The following is a 15415-nucleotide window of genomic DNA, read 5'->3' on the forward strand; positions in this document are numbered from 1 at the left end:
CCGCCGCCGCCACCCCCGCCGCCGAAGCCGCCTCCGCCGCCCCCGCCGAAGCCGCCTCCGCCACCGCCGCCGAAGCCGCCTCCCCCGCCGAAGCCGCCGCCACCCCCGCTGAAGAGTCCACCGAGCAGCATGCCGGTGACGATGCCGCCGAGATCGGCCCCGGCCGACCCGCGCGTGCCGACGCCGCCGCCGAACGGGCTCGCCTGCTGGTAGGACGAGACCTCGGCCTCGGCGCCGGCCGCTGCGGCCTGCGACAGCTGGACGGCCTGGTGGGCCTCGAACAGGGCCGCGTCGCGGTCGGACGTCGCGAGCGACACCGCGGTGGCCAGGTGTCGTTCGGCCTCGGACAACCGGGTGCGCGGCTGCGGGCCGATGCCGCCACGACGCGTCTCGATGAAGTCGCGGGTGGCGCTGATCTGGCTTCGGGCGGTCAGCAGCGCCTGGTCGAGGGCCGCCTGGGCCCGTCGCTGTTTCTCGGTGTCTTCGCGCACGGCGGCCAACACCTGGTCGATGCGGTCGTTGGCGGCACCGAGCGAGGCGACGACGGCGAGCGGGTCGTCGGTCGTCGTCTCGGCCAGCGCGACGGAGGCCCGTGCGGCCGAGACGGAGCCGGCGACGTCGACGCCCCGCGGGGCCGAGCCGTCGGGCAGGCCTTCGGCCGCGGCGATGTCCCGCCGCAGGTCGAGGGTCATCGCCGAGATGGTGCTGCCCGCCGTCCGCAGCGACTCGGCGGCCCCGTCGATCGCGGCCAGGAGCTGGTCGACCTGCGCCAGGGCCTGACGGGCCTCACGGATGGCGATGACGGCCTCGGAGGTGGAGGACGACGCCACTGCGGTCGTCGCCGTGCCGGTCCGCTCGTCGGCGAACTCGAGCAGGCGGTCGGCCTGGTCGTCGTTCTGTTCGATCGACGTGACCGCTCGCGCCGAGTAGATCGTGGTCAGCTCGCCGATGAGGGTGCGGGCCTCGGCGAGCCGGGCTCGTCGGGTCTCGATCTCGCCGGGGAGGGCCGCCACGTCGCGCGGCGCCCGACTCTCGGCCTCGCGCAGCGCGTCGAACGCGGCGGACTGTTCGGCGAGCGACGCGTCGGCCGCCTCGCACAACTCGATGATGCGCGTGGTCCACTCGCGGCGTTGCTCGGGGGAGTCGGGAACGGAGTCGTCCAGCTTCTGCTGCAGGGCGAACGCCTCTCGGGCGTGCACCCGGGCCGCGTCGAGTGCCTCGGCGAACGGCCGGGCCGCGTCGTCACCGAACTGTGCCGCCGCGAAACCGACCTCGTGCGCGCCCGCCGTCAATTCGTCGTCGAGGGCGACCAGCACCCGTGCGGCACGCTTGTCGAGTTCGTCCTGACGGGCCTTCTGTGCGTCGGACTCGCTGCGTCGACGTCGTGCCCGGCGGACCACGACGACGACGACGACGGCCGCCGCGACGAGGACCAGCACGAGCAGCGCCCAGAGCACCCAGCTGAGGTCGGGGCCGGCCTCGTCGTTGCGGATGCCGTCGGCCAGGGCGACGGCGGCACCGGCCCAGTCGCCATCGCGCAGCTCGGGGACGACGACGTCGGTCTGCAGCGCCTCCCGGTCGGATTCCGGGATCACGGACGTGTCGGCCGAGAGGTCGTAGAACTGGTCGTCGACCGCCACCGAGAGCAGCACGTCGTTCGCACCCAGTTGGTTCAGGGACGCCGTCGCCTCGCCCCAGGCCGTGCGGTCGGAAGGCGAGGAGAAGGAGTCGACGTAGACCACGAAGAGGTTGACGCCGGTGTCGGTCGAGAGGCGGTCGAGGGCGTCGGTGACCTCGGTCTCGTCCGCGCTCGACAGCACGTCGGCCTGGTCGACCACGTAGGCGCCCGAGAGGTCGACCGGCTCGACCGCCTGGGCGGGGACCGCGCCGAGGGTGATCGTGCCCACCACGGCCAGGACCGCCGCGGCGACGGTGGTCACCGTTCGTCTCGTCGGTCGTCGGCCGGTCGTCGATCTCGTGCTCACGACGCTCCCCTCGCTCGTTGCGGGGGAGTCTATCGACGGCCCCCGTCAGACCGCCCGCGTCGTGGTGCGCACGGATCGGTCGACGACGACCCGGTCACGGGACGGGTCAGGAGACGAAGAGCAGACCGACCGACGCGACGGCACAGACCGCCCCGACCGCGTAGAGCACGACCCCCACGGTGCGGGGTGCCCGTCCGTCGTCGTGCGGAGGGTGGACGCGGGCACGGTGCGGGCGGTCCGGGTCGTAGTGCACGGTGAGCTCGGTCTCGAGCGGCGTCGTCACCGGGACGTCGCCGAACTGCGTCTCGTGCAGCTGCCCGTCGACGTCCATCCACCGGGCGGTCGCGGCGCGGGCCCAGTCGGGCGGCGGGATGACCACGCCGACGGTGCTCTCGAGGCGGGTCGCGCGGCGCCGCAGCACCCAGCCGGCCAGGAGGAAGGGCGTGCCGACGATGAACCCGAACCAGCCGAAGAGCTCCACCACCGGCGAGATGACGGAGAAGGCGTCGCTCATGCCACGATCGTACTGTGCCGCCGCGCACCCCGTGACGAACCCGGAGCCCCGTGAACCCCAGCCCCCTCGGCCGTGTGCCGTCGCCCTTGCTCGCCGTCGCGGCGATCGTCTCGGTGCAGTTCGGGGCGGCCCTCGCCAAGACGCATTTCGAGGCCCTGGGGCCCCTGGGCGCCGCTGCGCTCCGCCTCGCGTTCGGCGCCACCCTGCTCGTGCTGGTCTTCCGCCCGCGCCCGTGGCGGTGGCCCGGCCGCACGTGGCTCGGAGTGCTCGTGCTGGGTCTCGCCCTGGCCGGGATGAACTCGCTCATCTACCTCGCGATCGACGTCGTGCCGCTCGGGGTCGCGGTCACCCTCGAGTTCCTCGGTCCGCTCGTCGTCGCACTCGTGCAGACCAGGCGGTGGTGGGACGCCGCCTGGGCCCTCCTCGCCCTCGCCGGGGTCGTGCTGCTCGGCTCCGACTCGACCGGCTCGATCCCGATCGCCGGTGTGCTGCTCGCCCTCGGCGCCGGGGCGTTCTGGGCCTGTTACATCCTGGCGAACGCCGCCCTCGGTCGCGGTCGCGACCCGATGGGTGCCCTCGCGACCGCCATGCTCGTCGCCGCGGCCGTCGTGGTGCCGTTCGGAGCACACGACGCGACGGTGGCCGTCCGGGCCGACCCGCGCCTCCTGCTGGTCTTCCTGGTGGTGGCGGCGCTGACCTCCGCGATCCCGTACGCCCTCGAGTCGGTGGCGTTGCGGCGACTGCCGACCCGCGTGTTCGGCGTCCTGTCGAGCCTGGGGCCGGCGGTGGCCGCCCTGGCCGGGCTCGTCGTGCTCGGCGAGGCGCTGGGGGTGCGCGAGGTCGTCGCCCTCGCCTGCGTCACGGCGGCGAGCGTCGGGGTCACGATCGCGGCCGGTCGACGCCGGCGTCGTGGGCCCCTGCCCGAGGCCCCGCCGGCCTGATCGGACCCCCAGGCCTCGCGTCTGTCCGAGGAGCGAGTCAGAGGTTCAGTCTGACAACTCCACGGGGACTTGTACCCCACATGCGGGGTACGCTGCGATGACGGCCCGGTTACGAGGGCCGGAGAACGATGAAGGAGACATCATGGGTGCTGTCTTGGAGCGCACGTCCCGAGCGGAGGTCGTCCCCCTGGGTGACGGATTCCACCGCGTGTCGACGCCGACCGCCGGGGTGATCGGGTTCGTGCACGAGTCCGACGGGTTGTTCGAGGTGCTGCGGGGCCGCGTCCGCACCGCCGTCCGGCGTGAAGGTTCGTACCGCACGCTCGACGTCGCGGTGATCGCGCTCACCTACAGTTGAGTTCGATCCACCACTGACGCACGCCTCCGGGCGGACGTCCTCGAGGCCTCGCCGTCGGCGGGGCCTCACCTCTCTGTCCACCCTCGCCTCGCCGGAAGGCCCCCCGTGACCGTCGTCGGGTACGCCCGCATCTCGCGAGACGACCCGTCGTCCGATCGGCAGACCGAACGCCTCCGGGCGGTCGGGTGCGACCGCGTCTTCGTCGACCACGCCACCGGCACCAGGCAGTCCCGCCCCGAGTTCGCCAAGGCCATCGGCAGCCTGCGCGAGGGTGACGTCTTCGTCGTGACGAACGTCGACCGCATCGGCCGCTCGGTCGCCGAGCTGGTCGGCGTGATGGCGACCCTCGACGCGCTCGGCGTCGCCTTCCGCTCGATCGACGAGCAGATCGACGAGCTCAACGCCTACGGCCGCTTCTTCTTCCGCGTCACCGCCGCCCTGGCCCGCTTCGACGAGCAGGTCGGCGGCGAGCTCCACCGCGCCGAGACCCGCAAACGGCAGGAGGCGCGGGTGGCGCAGACCCCGAAGCCTCCGGTCTCGAGACGCCGCCTCGACGCCGCCCGCCAGTTGCGCGCCGGGGGAGCGAGCATGCGCGAGGCCGCCGAGCACGTCGCCGTCTCCGAGCGCGTCCTCCGTCGCGAGCTCGAGCGCGACGACGCCGACCGCGCCCGCCGCCAGCAGTCCGACTGATCCGACAGGGCCGCTGTCCGACCGGCGACGAAGGACCGTCGCATCGAGAGGGCCTCGAGAAGAGAAGTGGTGCCCCCAGGCAGATTCGAACTGCCGCCCCTGCCTCCGGAGGGCAGTGCTCTATCCCCTGAGCTATGGGGGCCCGGGAACGTCGTCCAGGTTAGCAGCGAATCGGTCCGGTCTGGGACGACCTGACGGTGTGGGGTGCATCGTGGGGGAGTGACCGACGACACCCGCACCGACCGAGCCGACACCGGCACCCGCTCAGACCGCACCGACCCCGACGGCCCGACGCTGCGCGAACGCCTCCGCTCCGCCAAGGTCTTCCACCCCGAGCTGCCCACCTTCGACGTCGACGACGTGGCCGACGACGCCGTCGACCAGTTCGTCGCGTGGCTCGTCGAGGCCGTCGACCAGGACGTCGCCCAGCCGCACGCCATGGTCATCTCGACCTCGTCGTCCGACGGCGACGTGACGGCTCGCACCCTGTTGCTCAAGGACGTCGACGACGGCGCCCTCTGGTTCGCCACCTCGTCGATCAGCCCGAAGGGTCGTCAGATCGCCGAGAACCCCCGGGTGGCCCTCACCCTCTACTGGCGTGAGCAGGGCCGTCAGGTCCGCGTGCTCGGTCGGGCGACGCCCGGCCCGCGCGACGTCAGCGAGAAGGACTTCACCGCTCGCCACCCCGACTCCCGTGCCGTCGCGATGACGCAGCCGCAGAGCAGCCCGATCACCGACGAGGCCGAGACGCGTCGTCGCCTCGCCGAGGCCAAGGCGGCGATCGAGTCCGACGACACCCTCGTGCCCGACGACTGGACCGCGTGGCGGGTGGACCCCACCTCGATCGAGTTCTGGCAGGCCACCACGGGCCGCGACCAGGTGCGCCTGCGGTACGACCGCGACGGCGACGGCTGGACCCGCGCCTCCTTGTGGCCCTGACCGCCACGGCGGGCGCCGACGGCGCGACCGCGACGGAGGCCGTGGCGCGGACGTAACGCGGCGACACGCACCTGGCGGGCCGTCGGCCGCGACGGCAGCATGGTCGCATGACCTCGTACCGCGCCCCGTCGATCCGCCCGAGCGACCTCACCGTCGCCTCGATGCGTCTCGCCGTGGTCGAGGTGACGCGGCACCGGCCGCACGCTCCCGAGTACCACGCCTACGTCGACGACATGAACTCCCGGGTGAGGGCGACCGCCGAGGCCGCGGGCTGGCAGGCGACGCGCCTCGCCGCGGGCGACCTCGGCACCGACGAGCTGCTGCGGGTGACCGCCGACGCCGACGCGATCGTCGTCCTCGGTGGCGAGGACCTCTCGCCCCGTCATTACGGAGGCGCGCCCGGCTACCCGGGCGAGGGCCGCCACGACCCCGTGGCCGACGAGGCCCAGCTCGCGCTCGTGCGCCGCGCGGTCGCCCGCCGCACCCCGCTGCTCGGGGTCTGCCGCGGCCACCAGGTGATCAACGTCGCCCTCGGCGGAGACCTCGTTCAGCACCTGGACGACCACGACGGGGTGCACCGCACCCCCGACGCGCCGGTCGATCAGCTCATGCACCCGCACGCCGTCGGGCTCGAGCCCGGCAGTCGCCTCGCCCGGGCCCTCGGCACCGAGCCCGTCGTGCAGAGCGCGCACCACCAGGCCGTCGGCCGCCTGGGCCGGGGCCTCCGCGTCGTCGGCCGCGCCTCCGACGGCACCGTCGAGGCCGTCGAGCACGACTCGGCCCCGGTGGTGGGCGTGCAGTGGCACCCCGAAGACAAAGGAGCCCCGGTCGGTCAGCTCGAGGCGCTGTTGGCGTCCTTGGCCGCCTCCGTCGAGGCGGGGCGCCTCGCCGCGTCCGCCGGCTCGCGAACGGACCAGGAGGCGCTGGTCGCCTAGGCCGCGCCCGTCACCCGAGCGCGCCCCCCGCGCCCGCGCCGCCTGCCCTCGCGCCTCCCGCCCTCAGCCGACCTGCTTCAGTGCGGAGAGCACGGCCGACACGACCGGCTCGGCGTCGCCGGGTTCGAGGAACGTCGTCGAGCGGGCCACGACGAAAGCAGGGGACGAGAACGCCTCGGCCGTGCCGATCTCGCCCGGGGTGTCGAAGTAGCCCTCGACGCCGAAGGTCGGCACCGAGTTGCTGGTGGCGACGAGCTCGTTGGCCAGTTCGTCGAGGCTGTCCGGGTCGAAGTGCGCCACGCCGACCGTGACGGTGGCGCCGCCGGAGTCCTGCCACGTGCACGTCGTGCCGTCCGCGTCGGCCACTTGCTGCAGGGCCCCGCCGTCGCGACTCTCGTCGCCGCTCGCGCTCTCGTCCGGCACGGCCGTCAAGCCCGGGTACCAGGACGCGAGCGAGCCCGTGTCGAGCAGGTCGTCGCAGTCGATCGTGAACGGGGTGCTCACGAGGTCGGGCGTCGGCGTCGCGGTCGGCGTCGCGCCGGGGGTCGCGGAGGCCTGCGCATGTGACGTCGGCGTGGCGCTCGGTGCGGCCTGCGACGGGGCCGTGCAGGCGGTGAGGGACAGGGCGAGGGCACCCGTCACGACGAGGGTGCGCAGGACGACGGGGGAGCGGGTCGGGGCAGGGCTCATCTCCCCATCATCACCGACGGCGGGCTCGTCGTCGGCCCCGTGGCTGCCGGTAAGATCGACCCTCGTGACTCCCGCCGAACTCTCCACGTCCCTGCTCGCCGTCGTCCAGGGCGTCCTCGAGCGCCGAGGCACCGTCGACGTGGCGGTGACCGAGGGCGACGTGGCGCTCGAACGGCCGAAGAACCGCGACCACGGTGACTGGGCATCGAACGTGGCGATGAAGTTCGCCAAGCGCGTCGGCACGAACCCGCGCGAGCTCGCCACCGAGATCGCCGCCGAGCTGGCCGAGGTCGACGGGGTCGCCGACGTCGACGTCGCGGGCCCCGGGTTCATCAACATCCGCCTCGACGCCGCCGCTGCGGGTCTGCTCGCGCGGTCCGTCGTCGAGCAGGGCGAGGCGTACGGCCGCGGCGACTACTACCGCGGCGTCACGATCGACCTCGAGTTCGTCTCGGCCAACCCCACCGGCCCGATCCACCTCGGCGGCGTGCGCTGGGCCGCGGTGGGCGACAGCTTGGCCCGCGTCTTCCAGGCCCAGGGCGCGCTCGTCACCCGCGAGTACTACTTCAACGACCACGGCGGGCAGATCGACCGCTTCGCGCGCAGCCTCCTGGCCAGCTCGCTCGGCGAGCCCACCCCGGACGACGGTTACGGCGGGCAGTACATCGCCGAGATCGCCGCGCGTGTCGAGGCGACCTTCGACGGCGACGTGCGCGACCTGCCCCGTGACGAGGCGCAAGAGCTGTTCCGGGCGGTCGGCGTCGACTTCATGTTCGCCGACATCAAGGCGTCGTTGCACGACTTCGGCGTCGACTACGACGTCTACTTCCACGAGAACTCGTTGCACGAGTCGAAGGCCGTCGAGCGCGCCGTCGCCCGCCTGCGCGAACTCGGCCACGTCTACGAGTCCGAGGGTGCGACCTGGCTGCGCACCACCGAGTTCGGCGACGACCGCGATCGCGTCATCGTCAAGAGCGACGGTGAGGCCGCCTACATCGCCGGTGACCTGGCCTACTACCTCGACAAGCGCGAGCGCGGCTTCGAGCGCAACCTGATCATGCTCGGCGCCGACCACCACGGCTACGTCGGCCGCATGATGGCGATGTGCGCGGCGTTCGGCGACGAGCCCGGCGTCAACCTCGAGATCCTCATCGGCCAGATGGTCAACCTGCTGCGCGACGGCGAACCGATGCGCATGTCCAAGCGTGCGGGCACCGTCGTCACGATGGAGGACCTCGTCGACGCCGTCGGCGTCGACGCCGGCCGGTACTCGCTGGTCCGCAGCCCGGTGAACAGCTCGATCGACATCGACCTCGACCTGCTCACCAAGCGCAGCAACGACAACCCGGTCTTCTACGTCCAGTACGCCCACGCCCGCACCCGCGCGGTGGCCCGCAACGCCGAGGCCGCCGGGGTGACGCGTGACGCGTTCGACGCGTCGCTCCTCACGCACGAGACCGAGAGCGCCCTGCTCGGAGCCCTGTCCGAGCTGCCGCGCGTCGTCGTCCAGGCCGCCGAGCTGCGCGAGCCGCACCGCGTGGCCCGCTACGTCGAAGAGCTCGCCGGCACCTACCACCGCTGGTACGACAACTGCCGCGTCACGCCGCTCGGCGACGACGAGGTCACCGACCTGCACCGCACCCGCCTCTGGCTCAACGACGCGGCGGGCCAGGTCATCCGCAACGGGCTCGGCCTGCTGGGCGTCTCGGCACCCGATCGCATGTGACCTCCCACGCCGCGTCTCCTCGGTCTCGACCGCAGGAGGCGCGGCGTGAGCGATCCTCGCCGCCCGGCTGACAAGATGGCCCGATGAGCGACATCGAGTCCGACTTCTTCGAGGCCAAGCCCGTCGCCCGCCGCCGGGGCCGAGGCTTCGGCATCTTCCTCTTCGTGCTGGTGGGTCTCGTCGTGGTCCTCGGCATCCTCGCCGTGGTCGCCGACCTCGTCGTCCGGACCGTCGCCGAGGACCAGGCCGAGAAGCAGATCTCGCAGCAGCTCGGCGACGCCGCCGGCCCCGTCGACGTCCAGATCGGCGGTTTCTCGATGCTCTGGCAGCTCGTGCAGGGCAGCATCGACCAGGCCACCATCTCGTCCGCCGGATCGTCGGGCGGGCTCTCGTTCGACTTCGACGTCCGGGACGTCCCGACCGACCTGAGCGGTTCGACCGGCGCGATCACCGGCACGGTCACCGCCGACGCGGCGACCGTCAACGGCCTCGCCGCCGTACAAGAGAGCGGCGGAGCGATCTCGTTCGGCGACGGACAGGTCACCTACGCCCGCGACTTCACGATCCCGCTCGTCGACACGGTCGTCCCCGTGGACGTCGTCGCCACGCCCTCGATCACGAGCGAGGGTCGAGTCATCTCGCTCACGCCGACGACGGCGTCGCTCCGGGACACGTCGGTGTCGCTCGACCTCGCACCCTTCATCGGCGGCTACGCCTTCGACGTGTGTGCGGCGCAGTACCTGCCCCAGGGCACCACCCTCACCGGCGTCGACGTCACGTCGACGGCGGCGACCCTCGACGTGACCTCACCGGGCCTGCCGATCTCGTCGAGCGGCATCGGCACCAAGGGCTCCTGCTCCTGACCTCGCCTGCGCCGTCGAGGACGTCCCGACCGTGGCCGTCACGGTCGCCGGCGGTCGGTAGGCTCTGATGTCGTTCCCCGTCCTTCGAACCCCCGAGGTCCGCGTGTCCCCGAACCCCCTGGCCCCTGCCTGGCTCGTCGAGCCGACCGACGCCGACGCCCTCGATCCGGCGGTCTGGTCGGCGACGGCCCAGCGGTCGTCCGACGGTGAACTCGTGCTCGGCGGCGTCACCGCCTCCGACCTCGTGGCGTCGTTCGGCACGCCGCTGTACGTCCTCGACGAGGACGACGCCCGCACCCGGGCCGTCGAGGCCGTCCGCTCGTTCGAGCGCGAGGCGGCTCGCATCGGCACGACGGCGACGGTCTACTACGCCGCCAAGGCGTTCCTCTCGGCCGAGGTGGCCCGCTGGGTGGCCGAGGCGGGCATGGCCGTCGACATCTGCACCGGCGGCGAGTTCGCCGTCGCCCGGGCCGCGGGCGTCGACCCGGCCCGCATGGGGTTCCACGGCAACAACAAGTCGCTCGCCGAGATCGACCGCACCGTCGAGGCCGGCATCGGCACCGTGGTGCTCGACAACGCCGCCGAGGTCGGCCGGGTCGCCGCGGCGGCCGAACGGCACGGGCGCGTCCAGCGCGTGCGCCTCCGGGTCAACTCGGGCGTCCACGCCTCCACCCACGAGTACCTCGCCACCGCCCGCGAAGACCAGAAGTTCGGCGTCCCGCTCTCCGAGACCGCCGACATCGTCGGCTCGATCCGCCGGCAGCCCTCGCTCGAGTTCGTCGGGCTGCACTCGCACATCGGCTCGCAGATCTTCGGTTCGGACGGCTTCGCCGAGGCCGCCCGTCGCCTGCTCGCCGTGCACGCCGACCTGCTCGCGACCGGCCCGGTCCCCGAGCTCAACCTCGGCGGCGGTTTCGGCATCGCCTACACGAGCGCCGACGACGCCCGCCCGCTCGACGACCTCGCCGTCGCCCTGGTCGACATCGTGCAGGCCGAGTGCCTCCGCCTCGGCGTCGACGTGCCGCTCCTCGCGGTCGAGCCCGGGCGCGTCATCGTCGGGCCCGCCGGCACCACGCTGTACGAGGTCGGCACCATCAAGGACGTCACGGTCTCCTCCGACGAGGGCAGCGCGGTGCGACGGTACGTCAGCGTCGACGGGGGCATGAGCGACAACGCGCGGACGGCCCTCTACGCGGCCGACTACTCCGTGCGCATCGCGAACCGCACCTCCTCTGCTCCGCCCGCGCTCGTGCGCGTGGCCGGGAAGCACTGCGAGAGCGGCGACCTCGTCGTGCTCGCGGACTACCTGCCCGGCGACGTCGCCCCGGGCGACCTGCTCGCCGTGCCCGCCACCGGCGCCTACTGCCACAGCCTCGCGAGCAACTACAACCACGTCGGGCGTCCCCCCGTCGTGGCCGTCCGTGACGGTCGGGCCCGCGTGATCGTGCGGGGCGAGAGCGAAGCCGACCTGCTGGCCCGCGACGCCGGCCTCGACTGACCGACCCGCGCCTCCTGACCTCGTGCGAGCACCGCACCCCGACGACGAAGCACCCGAGAACGGACTGACATGATCGAATACCGCAACGTGAGGGTCGCCCTGCTGGGCGCCGGCTCGGTGGGGTCGCAGGTGGCGCGGCTGCTGCTCGAGCAGGGCGACGACTTCGCCGGGCGCGCGGGGGCCGGCCTCGAGCTCGTCGGCATCGGCGTGCGCGACGTCGACGCGCCGCGCGACGTCGACCTGCCGCGCGAGCTGTTCACGACCGACGTCGAGTCGCTCATCGTCGGCGCCGACATCGTCGTCGAGCTGATCGGCGGACTCGAGCCGGCCCGCAGCTACGTGCTGCAGGCGCTCAACTCGGGGGCCGACGTCATCACGGGCAACAAGGCCCTGCTCGCGAGCCACGGCACCGAACTCTTCGACGCCGCCGAGCAGGTCGGCGCGCAGGTCTACTACGAGGCCGCCGTGGCCGGGGCCATCCCGATCATCCGCCCGTTGCGCGACAGCCTCGCCGGCGACCGCGTCCAGCGCATCATGGGCATCGTCAACGGCACGACCAACTTCATCCTCGACCGCATGGACACCGACGGCTCGAGCCTCGAGGACGCCCTGGCGACGGCCACGGCCCTGGGGTACGCCGAGGCCGACCCCACGGCCGACATCGAGGGCTACGACGCGGCGCAGAAGGCCGCCATCCTGGCCAGCCTCGCCTTCCACACGGCCGTTCCCCTCGCCGCCGTGCACCGCGAGGGAATCACCTCGGTCACGCACGACCAGGTGGTCGCCGCGCGCAAGGCCGGGTACGTCGTGAAGATCCTCGCCATCTGCGAACGCCTGGTCGACGACGAGGGAGTCGAGGGCGTCAGCGCCCGCGTGTACCCAGCGCTCGTGCCGCTGAGCCACCCGCTCGCGGCCGTGCACGGAGCCAAGAACGCCGTCTTCGTCGAGGCGGAATCGGCCGGCGACCTCATGTTCTACGGCGCCGGCGCCGGGGGAGTCGAGACGGCGTCCGCCGTGCTGGGCGACCTCGTCTCGGCCGCTCGACGGCACGTCATCGGAGGCCCCGGCGTCGCCGAGTCCACCCACGCGAACCTGCCCGTCCTGCCGATCGGCCGCGTGTCGACCCGGTACCAGATCACGCTCGACGTGGCGGACCAGCCGGGCGTGCTCGCCGAGGTCGCCGGGGTGCTCAGCGACCACGGCGTGAGCGTCCACAGCGTCGAGCAGACGTCGGGTGCGACGCCGGGCGTCACGGTCGAGGGTGACGCCGTGGCCACCGCTACGCTGATCATCGGCACCCACCGGGCGCGCGAGTCCGACCTCGCCGCGACGGTGACCGCCCTGAAGAACGCCACGGTCGTGAACTCCGTCACGAGCGTGCTGAGAGTCGAAGGAGCCTGATGGCCCACCAGTGGCAGGGTGTCCTGCGCGAATACGCCGACCGTCTCGACGTCACCGACGCCACCCCGATCGTCACGCTGGGCGAAGGCGGCACGCCGCTCATCCCGGCTCCGGCGCTGTCGAACCGCACGGGCGCCAAGGTCTACGTCAAGTACGAGGGCATGAACCCGACCGGTTCCTTCAAGGACCGTGGCATGACGATGGCGATCTCGAAGGCCGTCGAGCACGGTGCCAAGGCCGTCATCTGTGCGTCGACCGGCAACACGTCGGCCTCGGCCGCGGCCTACGCCGCCCACGCCGGCATCACCGCCGCCGTGCTCGTGCCCGAGGGCAAGATCGCCATGGGCAAGCTGAGCCAGGCCGTCGCACACGACGGTCAGCTGCTGCAGATCCAGGGCAACTTCGACGACTGCCTCGACATCGCGCGCGACCTCGCCGCCAACTACCCGGTGCACCTCGTCAACTCGGTCAACAACGACCGCATCGAGGGCCAGAAGACCGGTGCCTTCGAGGTCGTCGACGTGCTCGGCGACGCCCCCGACTTCCACTTCATCCCGGTCGGCAACGCCGGCAACTACACCGCCTACACGCGTGGCTACCGCGAGGACCTCGAGATCGGCCGCGCCACCAAGCTGCCGCGCATGTTCGGCTTCCAGGCCGCCGGCTCGGCGCCGATCGTCGCGGGCGAGGTCGTCAAGGCCCCCGAGACCATCGCCAGCGCGATCCGCATCGGCAACCCCGCCTCGTGGCAGCTCGCCCTCGAGGCGCGCGACCTGACCGACGGCTGGTTCGGCGCCATCACCGACGAGGCCATCCTCGCCGCGCAGAAGATCCTCTCGGCCGAGGTCGGCGTGTTCGTCGAGCCCGCGTCGGCCATCAGCGTGGCGGGTCTGCTCGAGCGCGCGGACGCCGGGGTCATCCCCGCCGGTGCCACCGTGGTGCTCACCGTCACCGGCCACGGCCTGAAGGACCCCCAGTGGGCCCTGCGTCGCCCCGACGGCAGTGACGTGCAGCCGACCGTGGTCGCGAGCGACACGGCCCGGGTGGCCGAGGTGCTCGGTCTCGCACCGGCCTCTGCATGACCTCCGGGGTCGTCGGGCGTTCGGTGCTGGTCAAGGTCCCCGCGACCTCGGCCAACCTCGGCCCCGGCTTCGACACGCTGGGCCTCGCGCTCTCGCTCTACGACGAGCTCGAGGTCACGGCGACCGACGAGCCCGGCGTCTCGGTCGAGGTCACGGGCGTCGGGGCCGGTCAGGTGCCCACCGACGGGTCGAACCTCGTCGTGCAGGCCGTCGCCGCGGCCTTCGCCTCGGTCGGCGTCCCCGTGCCCGGGCTGCGCCTCCGGGCTCGCAACGCCATCCCGCACGGCCGGGGACTCGGGTCGTCCGCGGCCGCGATCGTCTCGGGCATCATGGCCGCGAAGGGGCTCCTCGAGGGCACGGTCGAGCTCGACTCGGCGGCGTTGCTCGCCCTGGCGACCGACATGGAGGGGCACCCCGACAACGTGGCGCCGGCGCTGTTCGGCGGCCTCACGATCGCCTGGATGAACTCGCACGGCCCGTCGCACAAGCGCCTGCTCGTGCACCGCGGGGTCTCGCCCGTGGTGTTCGTCCCCGAGTCGACCCTCTCGACCAAACTCGCCCGCAGCCTGCAGCCCGCCTCCGTGCCGCACGAGGACGCCACGTTCAACGTGTCGCGGTCGGCGCTGCTGGTGGCGGCGCTCGTGCAGAGTCCCGAGTTGCTGCTCGCTGCCACCGAGGACCGGCTGCACCAGAGCTACCGCGCCAGCGCCATGCCCGAGACCGACGCCCTCATCCGCATGCTCCGCGACGCCGGGCTCGCGGCCGTCGTCTCCGGGGCCGGTCCCTCGCTCCTGGTGCTCGGCAGCGACCCGGCCCAGCGCCTGTTCGCCGCCGAACTGGTGCGCGAACACGCCGTCTCCGCGTGGCGTCCGTTGATGCTGGCCGTCGATCTCAAAGGTGCTACAGTGGTGCCGCACCCGGTAGAAAACTCAGATTTCCTGGGCATCTAGCTTCGTCCCCGCCGTTCTTCGTGGGGGCTACCGCGTGGGGTCACAAGTCTTCGAGTCCCCGGGTCGCACATCCCGTAGTGCACATCTAGCAGTGCTCGTCTGCCGATCTGGTCGGCGCGCACCGCACCTCCCAGGCCTCCTGCTCATCCCGGGCAGCTGCTCGTTCAGGGCAGAGCCGGCACAGGGTCAGCCCCTCGGGGCGAACCCGATCAGTGCAGGTCCGAGGCCACGAGGTGTGACCAGCTCTGCCCCGCCGATCAACGCGGGGGAGCGAAAGGAACCCATCACTCGTGACTGACGTCCAGAACGGCGCCGCTGCGCCGTCCACGCCCGAACTCACCGCCATGCGCCTGCCCCAGCTGCAGGCCCTCGCCTCGTCGCTGGGCATCAGCGGCATCTCGAAGCTGCGCAAGGGCGACCTCGTGGCCGCCATCGCGGCGAAGCAGGGCGAGGGGGCCGCGGTCGAGGTCGCCCCCCAGCCGACGCTCGACGGTGTCGTCGACGCCGGCGTCCCGGCCTCGGTCGAGACCGCCGTGGCCGAAGGCACCGAGGCCGCCACGGTCGAGGCGGCCACCGAGCCCGCCGAGGCACCGACCCGCGCCCGCCGCGGCTCGCGTCGTGCCACGTCCGCCGCCGGGGCTCCCGAGTCCCGTGCCGCCGGCGAGCACGTGAACGCTGGCGACACCGGTGTCGCCCCTCTGGTCGAGGTGCCCGCCACTGAAGCCGCCACCGTCGGCGCCCCCGCCGCCGAGCAGGGTTCGACCGAACAGGGTTCGGCCGAGCAGGCCCCGGCCGAGCCGGTCGCCGCCTCCGAGCGTCCGTCGCGCCGTCGTGGCTCGCGCC

At 72.8% G+C, this 15415-nt stretch carries 15 protein-coding genes and 1 tRNA gene; 12 read left to right on the forward strand and 4 right to left on the reverse strand.

From position 1 onward, the window contains the following. Both SZ60_RS17810 and SZ60_RS14065 read right to left on the reverse strand, forming a co-directional pair. Positions 1-1940: YgcG family protein (locus SZ60_RS17810; RefSeq protein ID WP_043596922.1), on the reverse strand; the 1940-nt coding region annotated here is incomplete at its 3' end. A gap of 151 nt (positions 1941-2091) precedes the next feature. Next, positions 2092-2499 (reverse strand): hypothetical protein, encoded by a 408-nt coding sequence (locus SZ60_RS14065; RefSeq protein WP_043596924.1) that lies wholly within the window; start codon positions 2497-2499, stop codon positions 2092-2094. Between the two features lie 50 nt (positions 2500-2549). On the opposite strand from SZ60_RS14065, the gene SZ60_RS14070 reads away from it, so the two are divergent. The 3 genes from SZ60_RS14070 (at position 2550) to SZ60_RS14080 (ending at position 4488) form a co-directional block, all read left to right on the forward strand. After that, positions 2550-3440, forward strand: coding sequence for a DMT family transporter (locus SZ60_RS14070; RefSeq protein ID WP_043596926.1), 891 nt, complete (start codon positions 2550-2552; stop codon positions 3438-3440). Between the two features lie 142 nt (positions 3441-3582). After that, positions 3583-3798, forward strand: a complete 216-nt coding sequence (locus SZ60_RS14075; RefSeq protein ID WP_148053617.1) for a hypothetical protein — start codon at positions 3583-3585, stop codon at positions 3796-3798. A gap of 105 nt (positions 3799-3903) precedes the next feature. Beyond that, positions 3904-4488: a recombinase family protein gene (locus SZ60_RS14080; protein ID WP_052505429.1), complete on the forward strand. Its 585-nt coding sequence runs from the start codon at positions 3904-3906 to the stop codon at positions 4486-4488. A 67-nt stretch (positions 4489-4555) separates the two neighbouring features. On the opposite strand, the gene SZ60_RS14085 is transcribed toward SZ60_RS14080, so the two are convergent. Then, positions 4556-4630: transfer RNA gene (locus SZ60_RS14085), tRNA-Arg, on the reverse strand. A gap of 77 nt (positions 4631-4707) precedes the next feature. Between SZ60_RS14085 and SZ60_RS14090 the strand changes: the two genes are divergently transcribed. Further along, positions 4708-5427, forward strand: coding sequence for a pyridoxal 5'-phosphate synthase (locus tag SZ60_RS14090; RefSeq protein WP_052505430.1), 720 nt, complete (start codon positions 4708-4710; stop codon positions 5425-5427). 107 nt (positions 5428-5534) lie between these two features. Next, positions 5535-6362, forward strand: a complete 828-nt coding sequence (locus SZ60_RS14095) for a gamma-glutamyl-gamma-aminobutyrate hydrolase family protein (RefSeq protein WP_231567177.1) — start codon at positions 5535-5537, stop codon at positions 6360-6362. A 63-nt stretch (positions 6363-6425) separates the two neighbouring features. Here the strand turns inward: SZ60_RS14095 and SZ60_RS14100 are convergent, their stop codons facing one another. Continuing rightward, complete coding sequence (locus SZ60_RS14100) at positions 6426-7052, reverse strand: hypothetical protein (RefSeq protein ID WP_043596929.1); 627 nt, start codon at positions 7050-7052, stop codon at positions 6426-6428. A gap of 64 nt (positions 7053-7116) precedes the next feature. Between SZ60_RS14100 and argS the strand changes: the two genes are divergently transcribed. The 7 genes from argS to SZ60_RS14135 all read left to right on the forward strand — a co-directional run. After that, positions 7117-8778, forward strand: coding sequence for an arginine--tRNA ligase (gene argS, locus SZ60_RS14105; protein ID WP_043596931.1), 1662 nt, complete (start codon positions 7117-7119; stop codon positions 8776-8778). An 83-nt stretch (positions 8779-8861) separates the two neighbouring features. Beyond that, positions 8862-9641 carry a DUF2993 domain-containing protein gene (locus SZ60_RS14110; protein WP_043596932.1) on the forward strand — a complete coding sequence of 260 codons (780 nt, stop codon included), beginning with the start codon at positions 8862-8864 and terminating at the stop codon, positions 9639-9641. A gap of 67 nt (positions 9642-9708) precedes the next feature. Next, positions 9709-11139 carry a diaminopimelate decarboxylase gene (lysA, locus tag SZ60_RS14115; RefSeq protein WP_043596934.1) on the forward strand — a complete coding sequence of 477 codons (1431 nt, stop codon included), beginning with the start codon at positions 9709-9711 and terminating at the stop codon, positions 11137-11139. Between the two features lie 69 nt (positions 11140-11208). Then, positions 11209-12540 carry a homoserine dehydrogenase gene (locus SZ60_RS14120; RefSeq protein ID WP_043596937.1) on the forward strand — a complete coding sequence of 444 codons (1332 nt, stop codon included), beginning with the start codon at positions 11209-11211 and terminating at the stop codon, positions 12538-12540. Further along, positions 12540-13622, forward strand: coding sequence for a threonine synthase (thrC, locus tag SZ60_RS14125; RefSeq protein ID WP_043596938.1), 1083 nt, complete (start codon positions 12540-12542; stop codon positions 13620-13622). The genes SZ60_RS14120 and thrC overlap by 1 nt, the downstream gene beginning before the upstream one ends. Next, on the forward strand, positions 13619-14572 hold the full coding sequence (thrB, locus tag SZ60_RS14130) for a homoserine kinase (RefSeq protein WP_043596940.1): 954 nt from the start codon (positions 13619-13621) through the stop codon (positions 14570-14572). Before thrC ends, thrB begins: the two co-directional genes overlap by 4 nt. A gap of 290 nt (positions 14573-14862) precedes the next feature. Then, positions 14863-15415 (forward strand): Rho termination factor N-terminal domain-containing protein (locus SZ60_RS14135; RefSeq protein WP_043596942.1); only part of this gene is annotated, 553 nt, incomplete at its 3' end.

It is taken from the genome of Frigoribacterium sp. MEB024 (assembly GCF_000878135.1).
Lineage (GTDB): Bacteria > Actinomycetota > Actinomycetes > Actinomycetales > Microbacteriaceae > Frigoribacterium.